Annotated in this window: 7 protein-coding genes; 1 reads left to right on the top strand and 6 read right to left on the bottom strand. The window is 68.3% G+C overall.

From position 1 onward, the window contains the following. Nucleotides 1-7: 7 nt before the first annotated feature. Together ACE37B_RS10685 and ACE37B_RS10680 are read right to left on the bottom strand one after the other, a co-directional pair. Nucleotides 8-1042: a hypothetical protein gene (locus ACE37B_RS10685; protein ID WP_409923311.1), complete on the bottom strand. Its 1035-nt coding sequence runs from the start codon at nt 1040-1042 to the stop codon at nt 8-10. After that, complete coding sequence (locus tag ACE37B_RS10680) at nt 1039-4380, bottom strand: hypothetical protein (RefSeq protein WP_409923310.1); 3342 nt, start codon at nt 4378-4380, stop codon at nt 1039-1041. The genes ACE37B_RS10685 and ACE37B_RS10680 overlap by 4 nt, the downstream gene beginning before the upstream one ends. A 242-nt stretch (nt 4381-4622) precedes the next feature. On the opposite strand from ACE37B_RS10680, the gene ACE37B_RS10675 reads away from it, so the two are divergent. Beyond that, a complete protein-coding gene (locus tag ACE37B_RS10675; protein WP_409923309.1) occupies nt 4623-9428 on the top strand; it encodes an Ig-like domain-containing protein in 4806 nt (1601 codons plus the stop codon). 15 nt (nt 9429-9443) lie between these two features. Here ACE37B_RS10675 and ACE37B_RS10670 read toward each other — a convergent pair whose 3' ends face one another. From ACE37B_RS10670 to ACE37B_RS10655, 4 genes are all read right to left on the bottom strand, one after another. Then, nucleotides 9444-11564, bottom strand: coding sequence for a transglutaminase domain-containing protein (locus tag ACE37B_RS10670; RefSeq protein WP_409923308.1), 2121 nt, complete (start codon nt 11562-11564; stop codon nt 9444-9446). Continuing rightward, complete coding sequence (locus ACE37B_RS10665; protein WP_409923307.1) at nt 11564-12685, bottom strand: DUF58 domain-containing protein; 1122 nt, start codon at nt 12683-12685, stop codon at nt 11564-11566. The genes ACE37B_RS10670 and ACE37B_RS10665 overlap by 1 nt, the downstream gene beginning before the upstream one ends. A 36-nt stretch (nt 12686-12721) precedes the next feature. Continuing rightward, the gene (locus tag ACE37B_RS10660) at nt 12722-13672 is read right to left on the bottom strand and encodes an AAA family ATPase (protein ID WP_409923306.1); all 951 of its coding nucleotides are present in this window, start codon (nt 13670-13672) and stop codon (nt 12722-12724) included. A 67-nt stretch (nt 13673-13739) separates the two neighbouring features. Further along, a complete protein-coding gene (locus ACE37B_RS10655; protein WP_409923305.1) occupies nt 13740-14585 on the bottom strand; it encodes an HAD family hydrolase in 846 nt (281 codons plus the stop codon).

Genomic DNA, 14585 nt, shown 5'->3' with positions numbered 1-14585 from the left:
TGCTCCGTCAGCGGTGCTTGCGCGGGCGGAGCCGCTTGGTGACACGCTTGAGTGTTCCCGCCGACGGGGCATCGGGGAGATCGGGAAGGTCGGAAAGGCGTTCGATCGCCCATGGACGGTCGAATTGCTGAACGCTGGCAGCGACGGCAGCGTTCATGTCGACGGGTCGGAGCGTGCCGGCGAGCCCGGCGGCCCCAGCGGCCGCACCCAAGGCGACACCCTGACGCTGTGCTGCACGAAGGTCGTGGACCGGAAAGAGCGGGTAGGCGTCGCCGGCGACACCGAGCGAGGTCATGCCCGAGCTGGTCGTCGCCCGCGCCGAGGTGCCGTCGACGTGGTCGAGGAGTGATGCTGCTTCGGCGGTGCGACTCACCCGTGACACCATCTCGGTCAGCTGATCCTCGGTGAGCAGGTCGTCGAACCAGGCGACCGGGACATCGACGTTGCTCGTCGTGATGTCGGGAGCGGTTCGACCGGTCGAGTGCATGCCGACCGCGGCGACCGGCAACCCGTTGCGGACCACGGCGTGATGGGCGTCGCCTTGTGCGACGAAGCGTTGGAGATACGACGTGTTCGACGGCACGACTCGGGCGAGCGCCACCGGGCTCGGCTCGACGGTCACGTCGACGAAGCCGGCGCGTTCGGCGAGATCCTCGAGCCGACGAATCGCCAGCGCCTCCCATCGGATCAGCAGCAACCAGCGTCTCGGACCTTCGTCCATCACGAGGGTCGAGTCGATCCCATGCCGTCGATCGACGACCGCACGCAGTTCGTTGAGTTCGGGCCCGGAGCGTCCGGTGACGTCGATGCGTTGCAGCGTCGCTGAGGCAGGAAACGTCGCCATTCGGGTCGGTTCGACCGGGTCGCCCAGTTCGGCGCGCAACAAGACGAACGAGTCGAGCGCGGCGCTGTCGTCGTAGGACACGAAGGGCAACTCGGCAGCGGCCGCCACGCGACCCGGTGTGTCGTGACGAAGCCGGACGGCGCGAATGTAGGAGTCGGCGACCTCGATACCGACGCCGTCGCCCCGGGTCACGTTCATCTCGTGCTCCCCTTCGGCGTCGGTGGCGTGGTCGACGCGGGTGACGACGACTCCGAGGCAAGGCGTGCGATCTCGTGCTCGACCGAGTCGGGTGGGATCGCCAGTTGGACGCGTCGATCTGCGGTCACCGACCAGCACCGTCCGGGATGACGGTCGGCGGGTCCTGGAGCAGGAATGCCGAGACGCGCTCGATCGTTCGGGTCGGCCACCGAGCCGATCAATCGGTCGCCGGCAGATCGCACGATCGGCCCCAGATCGTCGACACGATTCGTCACGGCGACGAGGTTGACGTCCACGTCGGCCCCGTCGGAGCCGATACTGGCGAGCGTCTCCAGAATGTCGCCGACCCCGTCACCCGACAGCCATCGGACCAGCCGGGCGAGGTCGCCGACGAAGAGCACGATGGCGGGATCTCGTTGCGGCGAGGTGGACGTGCTGCGACGTCGTTCGACCAGTTCGGCGACCGTGGCCACGATGCGTCGGACCCCGTGCGGATCGTCGGTGGTGACGACGTCGACGCAGTGCGGCATCGCCGCGAACGCGCGTCGCCGCTGCGGAAGGGGTTCGATCGCGTACACAGCGAGATCATCGGCGGAGTAGCGAGCTGCGATGCCCGTCGCCAGCAAGTCGGCCAACTGGGTCATGCCGGAGCGTGGCGAGCCGATCGCGAGCAGCGTGCCGTCTCGACCGGGCTGCCACCAGTACGCCTCGGTCATCGCTCGCTCCGGACGGTCGAGCAAGCCGATGGGCACGCCATCACCCGGGTGCTGCGCGAGCAAGGAGAGATGGCTGACCGAGGTCGGCAGCGGTGGTGGCAGGAGTCCGCCATCGACGCCATCGACGCCATTGCTGCCATCGGCGTTGGAGGCCGTTGCGGCCCCGACGCGCTGCGCGATCTCGATCGTCGCAGGATCGGGCAAACTCGCGGTCGGCACGCTCGCCGCGCGATTGACGCGCCGCTCCAATGGGGTCATGGCGCGACCGTGCACGTTGGCGCGAATCGCGAGTGTGCGAGGGATCGTCGTCCCGAGCGTCGGCGGCCCACTGATGGCAGCGCCGAGCGTTGTCGGTCCGATGAAGTGGACCGCTGTCTCGGTGCTCGACACGACGCCGCGTGGGGAGCCAGCGTGCTGCCCGACGGCGAGTTCGATGCCACATCGGTTCCGGATCGATTCGGGAATCGACGCGACGTCTTCGGTCGAGGTCATCACCACGTGCACTCTGGACAAGGAGTCGGCGAGTTCGAGCAGCCCGGTGAGCAGGTCGACCGGGGCCGACACCGGGCGCCCGTGGACTGGCTGGCCGGCCACGAACGCGTCCTCGATCACGACGAGGACCTCGAGCCCGGGCTGGCTGGTCAGCACGTGAGCGACGCGATGCACGAGCCGTGCGGGGTCGTCGGCAGCTGCGCGATCGACGTGGCCAGCGATGTGAGGGATCTCCGCATGCCAAGCGGGCCGGTGTCGTCCGACCGTGAGGACGGCGAGTTGGTCGGTGCGGCGCGTCGCTGTGGCTCCGAGCACGATTGCTGCCAACAAGGTGTCGATGAGCTCGGCGTCGTCGGACGCCACCAGGGTGACGCGCGACGCAGCGAGGTCGACACGAACCGGACGACGTTCGATCGGCGTGCCGTCGCGACGGTCGCCATCGGGGAGATCGACGAGGCCGACGGTGACGGTGAGACCCGATTGATCGTGGTTGGGCTGCCGTGCGGTCGCCATCTGGATGTCGATCAGTTCGCTCAACGACGGAGGCGCGAGGCCGGTCGGAACGGGACCGGGACGTTCGACGTCGAGATCATCGAGTGGTGCGAGCGCCGTGGCGATCTCGAGTGCCACGTGCGTCTCGACGAGCGCTGGCCGGATGTCTTCGGTGACGCTCGGAGGCGACGCGAGCCGGTCGTGCAGCGTGGCGAGCGACCCGAACAGGGCGGTGTTCCCCGAGGGAGCCTCCGCGGCAGCGAAGAGTTCCTCGGGCAGTCGCTCCTCGATGAGCACCGAGCACAAGCCTGGCGCCTCGTGCAACCCGCCGCACATGGCGAGGATGCGAAGGTGTGGCGGCGGATCGACGAGCAGCGACCGGAGCGGCGAGTCACGACGATTCCACAGGGAGATGTCGTCGAGGACGAGCAGAACGGGTGGTCGAGCGGTCGGTGCGACCGGTTGAGGAGGGAGCCAGTCGGCGCGTGGGGCGGCTCCGGTGACGGTCGGCGGGTTTGCCCGAACGATGCCGCTCGGCGGGGTCGGGTGGTCGTCGCCGGCGACGGCCGACGTGATTCCGGCCGCCCACGTTGCGAGATCGTGATCGTCGGCCAGCAGCAGTGCTGCGGCCGTGGGGTCACCGCTCTTTCGAACGTGTGGAAGCCACTTGGCCCAATCCCACTGGCCGAGGCGGTCGGGTGTGGAAGCGATCGCGAGGCGCAGATCGGCTGGCCCCATCGCAGTCACGGCTTCGACGAGAAGCGTGCGTGCGAGGGCGGCGCCGAAACGATCGGTACCCACGATCGCCACGCCTCGGGCGCGGTCGAGATCGATCGTGGCGACGCTGCGATCGTCGGGAAGCACACCGAACGGCAGCGTCATCGCACCGGGATCCCCCGAACGCCTCGTCCACAGTCCGTGCTCGTAGGTGTGTGCCCGCCGCCGCGCGGTGACCACCGGAAGGTGTTCGGCGGTGGCGTTCCAGGGGCGACGTTCGAAGCCGATGGCCCCAGAGGCGTCGGGCTCGGGAAGCTGACGGCGAGGTGGTTCGATCGCTGGCGCCTCGATGGCGAAGAGGCGACCACCGACGCTCAGGCGGCCATCGGTCCAGCGCAACGGTCGATCGAAGAGGCTGCCGTCGAGCGTCGGGGTGAACACGCCCAGTGCGCCGCCGATGCGGGGTCCCGGGCTGACCTCGACCGTCCCGCGGCTGTCGACGGTGACCTCGAACGCCGACGACTCGACTGCTGCGTCGTCCATCTCGATGCTGTTGAGGCGACGTCCGGGCCCGATGCGGAACCGTCCTCGGTCGAGTCGTCGAATGGTTCCCGCCCCGCGCCCCGTCAGCTGCAAGAGGTTGATGGCCGGTGCTGGCGGCGCCGGTGCCGTCGCGGCGGCGCTTGGTGCAACCGGGCTGGCGGCCGGGTCGATCGAACGCGCGTCGATGACCGACCCGATGGCGAGCCCCGCCTCGACCAGCGGTTGGACGGTGCTCACGATGCGTCCGTCGACGCGAGCGATCGGTGGTGCAGCTTGACCGTTGACGGCAGCCAGCAGGTCGCCGAGCGTCACCGTCGGCGGCGCGCTCACGATTTCGATGTCTGCGTCACCGTGAGGTGTTCGCACGACCACATCCATCGACGTGAGACTACGACGATCGGTTCCCCGTCGGGCGCACTCACGGCAACCCTCCGGGTCGGTTCAAGATTTCTTGAGAAATCGCTCAAGTCGTCATCTCGACGTGCCGATGGACAGATCGTGGGAGAACTCCGCCATTCCCGCGACCCGTTCTTCGACGCGTCGCTCCCTCACGCGGAGCAGTCGCGCGCTCACTGCGAGGCGCGGTGCGCTCACATCGGACGCCCTAACGTTGGAGACGCATGTCCCTGACGCCGTCGTCGATCGCGGTCACGTGGCGACAACTCGTCGCGGCGATGGTCGCCACTGCGCTGTGTCTCACCGCGCTCGTGGTGGTGTTCCGCTCCGACGGCCTGCCGGCGGTCGACGCGGCGTCGTCTCGTGCGACCCGATGGTTCGTGCACGCGCCCACCGGCCGGGCGGTGCTGGTCGACGGGTTCGGTGGCCGAGCGCTCGCCAGCGTCGATGCCGGCGCCGGTGGTCAGCGGCAATTCATCGCAGAAGGCGGTGGCCAGGCCTACCTGTTGAACGACACCGTGGGGGAAGTTCGCGAGATCGACACCGCCGACCTTCGGCTCGGGTCAGCCCGCGGCGTGCCCGCGCTTGGTTCGGGCACCTCGTTCGCTCGCGCCGGCGCATCCGGTCTCGTCGTCGCGGATTCGACCGTCGGAGAGGGTGTGCTGTTGCCGGTGGGGGCTGACGCGGTCGAGATTCCGTTCCAGTCCGACCAGGCCGATGGTGCCGAGACCGCGACCATGGTGGCGCTCGGCGCTGACGGAACCATCTGGAGCCTCGTCGACGGTGATCTGGAGCGGGCGACGACCGCTGGAGTCACGACCCAGTCGCTGGGCCTCGCGCCGGGTCCGAACGGAGGTGCGATCTCCTTGGTCGGTACCGCCCCGCTGGTCCTCGATCGGATCGACAACGGCGTTCGGTTCGGCGATGGCGAGTGGCAGGCATTGCCGACCTCGGTCGACGGCAGCGAACTGGTGCTGCAGCAAGCCGGGCCGCAGCACGACTGCGGCTGGGTCGGGGCCAACGACGACCTGTGGTGCGTCGGGCCCAACGGAATCCAGCGGTCGGTGAGCGTTCCCGAACTCGACATCGACGGCAGCGATCTGTTGGCGATCGCGGGCGATGTCGCAACGCTCGTGCGGCGAGGGCCGACACAGGTGGTTCGGTTCGACTGGCGAAGCCAGGAAGTGTTGGAGACGCAGCAAGTTGCCGTGGCCGCCGACGCCGTACTCGCCGTGACGGCGACCGTCGACGTCGTGTGGATCGACGACACCGCCGGCGACTTCGTCTGGTCGGTGCACCCGTGGGGGATCGAGGCGATCGACAAGAACGGCGCGCTGCTGGTGCTCGGCGACCAGGGTGAGGTCATCGATGAGAGCAACGCCGACGGAAGTTCGTCGTCGCTGGGTTCCGACGACGGAGTCAGCGACGAACCCGACGTGCAAGAGGCCGACGACAACGGCATCGACGACCCACCGGTCGCGGTCGACGACCAGGCGACTGCTCGGTCCGGGAACCCGGTGCCGGTCAGGGTGACCGCCAACGACTACGACCCCGACGGCGAGGCGATCGCGATCGTCGATGTCGACACGCCCGGCAACGGACTGGTGGAGATCGGCACGGCGAGCACGATCATCTACACGCCCACGACCGGCTACGTCGGTGTCGATCGGTTCACCTACACCATCGCCGACGGCGACGGCACCGAAGCCTCCGCCGACGTCGTGATCGAACTCCTTCCCGCTGACGCCACCAACCAGCCGCCGGTCGGCGCCGCTGACACCGCTCAGACGGGGCCGAGTGTCGACGTGGTGATCGACGTGCTCCTGAACGACGTCGATCCCGAACGGGACGTGCTCAACATCGACGCCTTCACCCAGCCGCAGAGCGGTGGCGTCGTCGAGCAGGTGCAGGGACCATCCGGGCTGCCCTCGCTGCGTTTCGCGCCCGATGCCGGCTTCGAGGGGATTGCGCAGTTCTCGTATCGGCCGATCGACTCCTTCGGTGCCGTGGGCGCCGACGTCAACGTCGAAGTGGAGGTCGCACGGCTCGGCGAGGCCAACCGGCCGCCGGTCGTGCGACCCGATGCCGTGCGGACCCGCCGCAACTCCGAGGTGCTGCTGCCGGTCCTCGTCAACGACCTCGATCCCGACGGTGACACGATGCTCCTGTCCGTCGTCACCCCGTTGCCCGACGGGTTGGACGTGGCAGTCCGCGGCGACCAACTCGGCATCACAGCGAGAGCCGGGAGCACCGAGTTCGTTCCGTTCGAATACGAGGTCGACGACGGAAACGGTCACGTCGTTCGCGGCGCAGTGCTCGTCGTCGTGATCGACGACGTCGAGCCGAATCGACCGCCCGTGGTGTCGCCTGATGTCGCCACGGCCGTGGTCGGCCAGACCGTGGTCATCAACGTGACCGCGAACGACACCGACCCCGACGGCGACCCGTTGGCCGTGATCGGCATCACGCAGCCGGAACGTCGGGGCACCGCGAGGATCGTCGGTCGTGATCAGGTGGAGTTCACCGCGTCGGCATTTGACGACGAGGTGGAGGGCAACACTCGTTTCACCTACACGGTCACCGACGGGAACGGTCACGAGGTCGCCGGTGAGGTGACGGTGACGGTCCTCTCCGAACCGCTTCCGGAGCCGCCCTACGCGCAAGACGACTCCACGTTCACCTTCGTGAACCAACCGGTCACGATCGACGTGCTCCGCAACGACGGCGACCCCTCGGGGGAACGGCCGAGTCTTGTCGGGACCCCGGGCTGCGCTGGCGGTGGCCGTGCGACCGTCACCACCGACAGCCAGGTTCGGTACGACCCGCCCTTCGGTCAGACGGGTGCGTTCCGATGCACGTACGAGGTGGCGAACTCTCAAGGTCTGCGTGACGACGCCTCGATCATCATCTCGGTGCGTGAGCCAGAAGTCGTCAACGAGGCACCCATCGCCCGCGACGATTTCGTGACCGTCGAGGTCGGTGTGTCTCAGCGCGTCGACGTGTTGGCGAACGACGAAGACCCCGACGGCGAAGACGGCGAACTCCGGGTCACCTCGTCGACGCGGCCGCTCATCGGCACCGCGGTGCGCTCCGGCAACGTGATCACCTACACCGCGGGCCAGACCACCGGAACCGCCACGATCGAGTACCAGGTGGCCGACAGCGACGGTGCGCTCGCCACGGGACGGCTGCAGGTCACGATCGTCGAGCCGATCCTGGTGCCGCCCGAGGCTCGTCCCGACGGCCGTACCATTGCCGGCCCCGGTGTCCCGACGCAGATCGATCTGCTCGCCAACGACATCGACCCGGATGGAGCGCCCGGCGGTCTGCGTGTCGTGTCGGCAACGCTCGACGGCGGGCCTGGATCGGTGTCGCTGTTCGGCAGCGTCGTCACGATCACGCCAGCCGTCGACTTCGTCGGCACGCTGAGCGGCAGTTATACGATCAGCGACGAGGATCTGTTGACGGCGTCGTCGACGTTCTCGCTGACCGTGCTCGAGCCGCTCAATCGACCGCCGGTCGCCGTCGACGATGCAACGTCGGTCGTCAACGGTGGGACCGTGACGTCGGCGGTGTTGTTCAACGACAGTGACCCCGACGGCGACCTGTTGAGCTTGTCGATCATCAGCGGACCGGATTCGACCCTCGGTACTGCCCGTGTGAGCGGCGATCAGGCGATCACGTTCACTGCGAATCCCGGGCAATCCGGCACGGCGGTCGTGCAGTATCAGGTGAGCGACGGCGAGTTCACCGACTCGGCTGCGCTGCGTATCGCCGTGGCGACCTGCGCGCAGTCGACGCCGACCGCTCGTGACGCATTCCTGCAGACCGGATATCAGCAGCCGATCACGGTCGACCTGTCGGCGTATGCATCGAACGGGGTCGTCACCGAGGTGTCCGGCCCGCCGTCCTACCAGGGCAACGTGTACACCCCGCCAGCCGGAACGAACAACAACGTGACCATCAGCTACGCCGTCGTCAACGACTGCCGGCAGCGGGCGACCGGCACGATCACGATCGACGTCAATCAGGATCCGGTCGGTCAGAATCAGTCGATCTCGCTCGGCCGTGACGAGACGCGCGAGCTCCCGGTCGGCGTCCTCGCCAGCGATGCCGAGTCGCTGACCATCATCGGATCGGCCGGCGCCCCGGGGTGGGCGTCGACCGGCCCGGCTCGCGTCGTGGTCGCCCCGACGCAATCCGTCGCCGACGGTGTCTACACCTGGACCGTCACCGTCGCCGATCCCGGTGGGCTGACCACGCAGGTCGGTATCTCGGTCACGATCACCAACAAGGCGCCACAGGCGCAGCCCGATGCCATCGATGCGTCGGCTGGGGCGCCGGTGTCGGTCGACATCGTCGCCAACGACGTCGACCCCGACGGGCCGAACAGCTCGCTGCGCGTCCAATCGGTGCCGTCCTCGGTCACGTACTCCAATGGCGTGACGGGAACACTCGAACTCCTGGGTGATGGCCGCACGGTGCGCGTGACGCCGGGTGGCGGCCGCGGCAACGCCACCTTCGACTACTCCGTCGTCGACGGGTCGGGTGCGGTGTCGCCGTCGGTGTCGGTGTCGGTCACCGGGCCTGCCGAGAACCGAGCGCCGAACGCCGCCGATCAGACAGCGAACGTCCGCACCGGTCAGGTCGCCGAGGTCGTGCTCGCCGCGAGCGACCCCGACGGCGACCAGATCACCGCCCAGATCGTTTCCGACCCCTCGGGCATCGTCAGCGACGGCCCTGACGGCCTCGTCGTCGAAGTCACTGCGGCTCCGCCGGGGACCTACACCTTCACCTACAACGTGGTCGACACGTCGGGCGCGGTGTCTCGCACCGCCACGGTCACCGTGATCGCCACCACGCCGGCGACGACGACCACCGTCGCGGACACCACCACGACCACTGTCCCGGACACCACCACCACGACCACCACGACGGCGACCACGACGACCACGACGGCGACCACGACGACCACGACGACGCCCACCACCACGACCACCACAGTCGCTCCGCCCACGACGGTGGAGTGAGCGACCAGGCGGTCGTCACACCGGCGACGTGGTGCGTCGCCGGAGACTGCGGGTGCTCAGCCGCCAACGCAGTCGCTGCCAACGGGTGCGAGACGCGGCCATCGTGGTCTCGACCTGGCCGAGGCACGAGTTCGCGTCGTCGGCGAGGAGATCAGGCCGCGCGGGCTCACCGAAGGTGACGGCGCTCGCCAGCGTCGCGAGTCGGCGGAGTTCGCGCTCTGCCGACGCTGCGTAGGGCGTTCCATCGGCGGCGATCTCGTCATTGGTCGCGGCGGGCGTGATCGTGAGCCCGGCGTCGACGAGTCGATTGGTCGCCACCGCCCACGCTCCACGAATCCGCTGATCGGGCGGTCCGCTCAGTCGGCGTCGGCGCCGACGCCACTTGAGGCTCAGCACGAGCGCCGCCGCGAGCAGCAGTGGAACCAGGATCGACGCGGTGACCGCAGCGACCCGCAACGCCCACTGGATGAACCTTGGGAGCGGATCGGACTCGGCGAGGGCATCGTCGTCGACGTCGGTGGGGTTCTCGTCGGCGTCAGGCGGCGGCTCGATCGGCGGCTGCGGGGCGGCCGGCGACTGGACCTGGGGTTCGGGCGGCTCCGGCTCGAGGTCGGAGATCGCCTCAGTGGGTACCGGATCGAATGCCAGCCATCCTCCACCGACGTCGACCTCGGGCCACACCGCGGCCTCTGCTGACGACAGTCGGATTCGGACTCCGTCGGTCGTCGAACTGATCTTGGCCGGGTCGACGGTGAAGCCGGTCGCGACGCGTGCGTCGACGCCCAACGACCGAGCGAGCAAGACGAATCCGGTGGCGAACTGCTCTGCGTTGCCTCGTCGCGTGTCACGCAGGAATCGCAGGATCAACGCTCGCTGCAGTCCGCCTCCCGATGCAGCGGGGTCGAGGACGAAGTCCTCGCTCATCGTCGATTCCAGCAGTCGGAGCCGGCCGAGCACATCGACCGGTGCGGGTCCGTCGGCGGCGTCGTCGAGGAGCGACTCTGCGAGTGCGGTGAGACCGGACACCGATTCGTCGATCTCTCGAGTGGCGACCGAACCAGCGGAGACGTCAGCGAACGACGGATCGACTCGAGCGGTGAAGTCGACGCGTTCGCCGACGATCGGACGATCGGACAGCCGCACGATCGTGCGATCCGGGTCGGTTTCGATGCGTGTCTCGATGGTGACCGGAGCACCCGGCAGCGGAACGAGTTGCACGTCTTCGTCGAGGAACCCGATCGAGCCGGCGATGTCGGGTGACCCCGTCGCGTCGAGGCGTCGCCCGATCGGTCGCAGCGTCAGCGTCGGGGTCCACCGGCGGCCGTCGTAGTTCACGAGCGCCGCGGACCGCCATCTCGTGGGGAGCTCGCTGTCGGTTGAAAGGTCGATCGTGTGGAGGTCGATCGGTGGGTCGATCGCCTGCAATGCGAGGGTCGCCTCGATCGGATCGAGCAGTGCAGCCGAACTGACCGGATCCTCGTTCTGGCGCGGATCGGCGCGGTCGTCGAATGCCATCGGCAGGGCCATGGCGCCAGCGAGTCCGATCGTGACGGCAGCCACCGGGATCAGTCGTCGTTCGCCCGAGAGCAGCGTCAGCCGCTCGGGCAACGCCATGCCGGGGCGGATTGCGGCGAAGGCGATGGCGAGCACTCCGAGCACGAGGAGCCACAGCAGCCGTGGGCCGAGCGGCGCGCTCAACGCACTGACGGCAACCTGTGCCGTTGCGACGGGGACGAGCGGCGTCAGGTGCAGCCGAGCGTGGTGGGCGAGCGCTGTCGCGAGTGCCAGCAACGATCCCAGCCCAGCGGCGGCCGTGGCCACCAGGTCGGGCCGGCTCGGACTCGGCCAGTCGGTCGACACCATCCGTCGAGCCCCCGAGGTGAAGGCGGTCGCCGCATCACCCAGCCCACCGCCAGCGAGGAGCGTCGCTGCCACGACGGCGACGACGACGGCGGCGAACGACGTCGCGAGACGCACCAGGCCGCCACGACCGCTCGACAGGATTCCTGCCGCCCCGATCACGACGGGAACGACGAGTAGTTCCCAGCGGCGCTCGTCGAAGATGCCGCCTGCAGCGAGCGCGATGATCGCCCCCATCGCTGAGATCAGCGCGATGCGCACACGTGGGATTCCCATCAGGGACCCGTCCGCCAGCGATTGACGAAGTCGACCGCGTCGACGGCCGCGAGTGCGATGCCGGTTCCGCCCGTCGCTCCGGCTCCGATCCGGACCGTCAACATCTGTTCGATGGCCATCACACGGCTCGACGGCCCACCCGGCCCGGTCACGACCACGATTGCCGTCCGTCCGAAACCCTGGTCGAAGAGTGCGGGGACCGGGAGCAAGCTCTCGGCGTTCGACTGCTGGACCGGGGTCAGGAGGTCGAGCACCTGCGCGTCGCTGACGAGTGCGGTCGGTCGTCCCGAACACGATCGTTCCGTCGTGCGGACCACGACGTCGAGGCCGCCTCGCAATGCGTGCACGGCCAACGTCGCGGCGACGTCGACCGCTTCTTCGAAGTCGTCGGCCGTCGCCACGTCGGCCGACGTGTCGACCACGATGGTGAATTCTGGTCGGCGGACCTCGACGTGCTCGCGCACCATCAGCGTGCCCGTTCGAGCGGTCGTCGGCCAGTGGATGAGGCGCGGGTCGTCGCCGGCGACGTACTCACGCATCGACACGAATCCCGACATCGGATCGGTCGCCGCGCGTCGGATGATCGATTCGTTCTCGACGACGCGCACGGCGCCTTGGGGACCGATCAAGTCGTAGATCTTGGGGTGGACCGTCACTGCGGTCGGCCGCTCACCGTCGCGTTCATCGCGCCAGCGACCCACAGCGAGGAAGAACGGATCGATCCGTTCGACATCGAGCGGACCGACCGGAAACACGCCACGTCGTCGGGTCGGGATCTGCGCCTCGACGTCGCTGACCGAGTTCGGTGCCACGGGTTCGATCGTCGTGGTGCTGACCTGTTCGTCGCAGTGGTCGATCAACGTCGCGCGGCCGGAGCGGTAGCGGGTGTCGTTGCGGACGCGATAGCTCAGTCGGATCGGATCACCTCGCGGCACTCGCATCGTCGTGACGCGTCGCTGCACCGTCGCGCGTAAGGGTCGCTGAGCGATCCACACGGCGAGCAGCAGCAGCACTCCGACCGCGATGGCGGCGAGGATCATCTCCTCGTAGCGCCACCACACACCGAGCACGGCCAGCACGACGGCGGCGATCAACGCCCCGAGTCCCGAGCGTGTCAGCACGCTGTCGTCTCCCGGGCCCCGAGGCGGCGGCGTCGATCACCCACCGCTGGTGCGCGGCACCGGCACGGTGTCGGTGATGTCGGCGAGGAGCGAGTCGGCGTTCTGGCCGCGCAACTCGGCTTCGGCGGTCAATTGGATGCGGTGGCCGAACACGGGTCCGACCAGTGCCTTGACGTCGTCGGGTGTGACGAAGTCGCGTTCGTCGGTGGCTGCGTACGCACGGGCGATGCGGAGCAGGGCGAGCGTGCCGCGGGTCGACACGCCCAGGCGCAGATCGGGGTGCTGACGGGTCGCCGTGGCGATGCGCACGATGTAGTCGTGGATCATGTGCGCCACCGAGATGCGATCGATCTCCGCGATGATCGCATCGAGTTCGTCGGTGTCGGTCACGGGTTCGAGTTCGTCGTCTCGATGTACGCGAGCGAACCCTTCGAGGATCGAGACCTCGGTGTCATGATCCGCGTAGCCCAGGCTCAGTCGCATGGCGAATCGGTCGAGTTGGACGTCGGGGAGCGGGAAGGTCCCCTGAAAGTCGCGTGGGTTCTGCGTGGCGATCACGAAGAACGGTCGCGGCACGACTCGGCTGACGCCGTCGGAGGTGACCTGGCGCTCTTCCATCACCTCGAGCAGCGCGGACTGCGTCTTCGGGCTCCCACGGTTGATCTCGTCGCCGATCAGCACGTTGGTGAACACCGGGCCCTCACGGAAGGAGAACTGTCCACTTCGCTGATCGAACACCATGACGCCGGTGATGTCGGTGGGGAGCAGGTCAGGAGTGAACTGGACACGTTTCCACGTCCCGGCGATCGAGTTCGCGATCGCCTTCGCCAAGCTGGTCTTTCCGGTACCCGGCACGTCCTCGAGGAGGAGGTGGCCTTCGGTGAGCAGACTGCACAACGCCAGACGGATCGTGTCACGCTTGCCCCGAATGACCTGATCGACGTTGTCGATCAGTGCGTTCACGACGACCGAGGTGTTGCCTGCCACGTGGGAAGTGTAGGTGCCGCTGCTTTTGCGCTGGGGGAGGCTTGACCAGGTCTTGACGTGCTCGCGCTCAGCGTTCGACGGCCGCGGTGAGTGCCTCGAGGATCTGAGCGACGCCGTCGTCGCGATTCGACGGAGCGATCTCGTCGGCGACCGCGCGGACCTCGGGATCGGCGTTGTCCATGGCGATGCCGCGTCCGGCCCAGCGCAGCATGGTCAGGTCGTTGAGCTCGTCGCCGATCGCGATGACGTCGCTGCGATCGACGTCGAGGTGCTCGCACAGCCATCGCAACCCGGCGCACTTGTCGGTCGATGCTGGTCCGATCTCGACCGCGTCGGCGCCCATGTGGCTGACGCCGAAGACCTCCTCGTGAACGGCGTCGTCGTGCGGGTTGACGAGCGGCGGCAACTCGACCAGCAGAGCGTGGCTACTGCGCCGATCGTGGAACGCGAAGAGCTTGAACGCGACGGTGCCGTCGATGGTGAGGACGTCGCTGATCGCCGGTTCGTGGACGGCTGCGGGCATTCGTTCGACGAAACCGGGCTCGTGCCCGAAGCCTCGATCGGTGGCGAGGGCGAAGCCGAAGCCGGCGTCGCTGGCTCGAAGGTCGCCGACGATGCGGCGGGCGCGGTGAATGTCGAAGCTCAGCAGGTGCAACAGTTGGGGCTCGTCACCGGGGTGCGCCGGGAACGTCGAGATGAGCGAGCCGTTGGTCGCCACCACGTGACTGACCGCGCCGGCGAGGACGTCGTCGAGTTGGGCGACCATGTGCGGCGGGCGGCCCGTCGCGATCACGATCCGCATGCCCGCTGCCGCAGCTGCATGGACCGCCGACACCGATCGCGGCGTGATCTCCCCGTTCGGGTCGAGCAGGGTGCCGTCGAGATCGATGGCGACGAGCGGCGCGGTGTGCAT

The organism is Ilumatobacter sp., assembly GCF_046290335.1.
Classification (GTDB): Bacteria; Actinomycetota; Acidimicrobiia; order Acidimicrobiales; family Ilumatobacteraceae; genus Ilumatobacter_A.
Note: the sequence above shows the minus strand (reverse complement) of the source record. Positions and strands in the feature narration are given on the sequence as shown.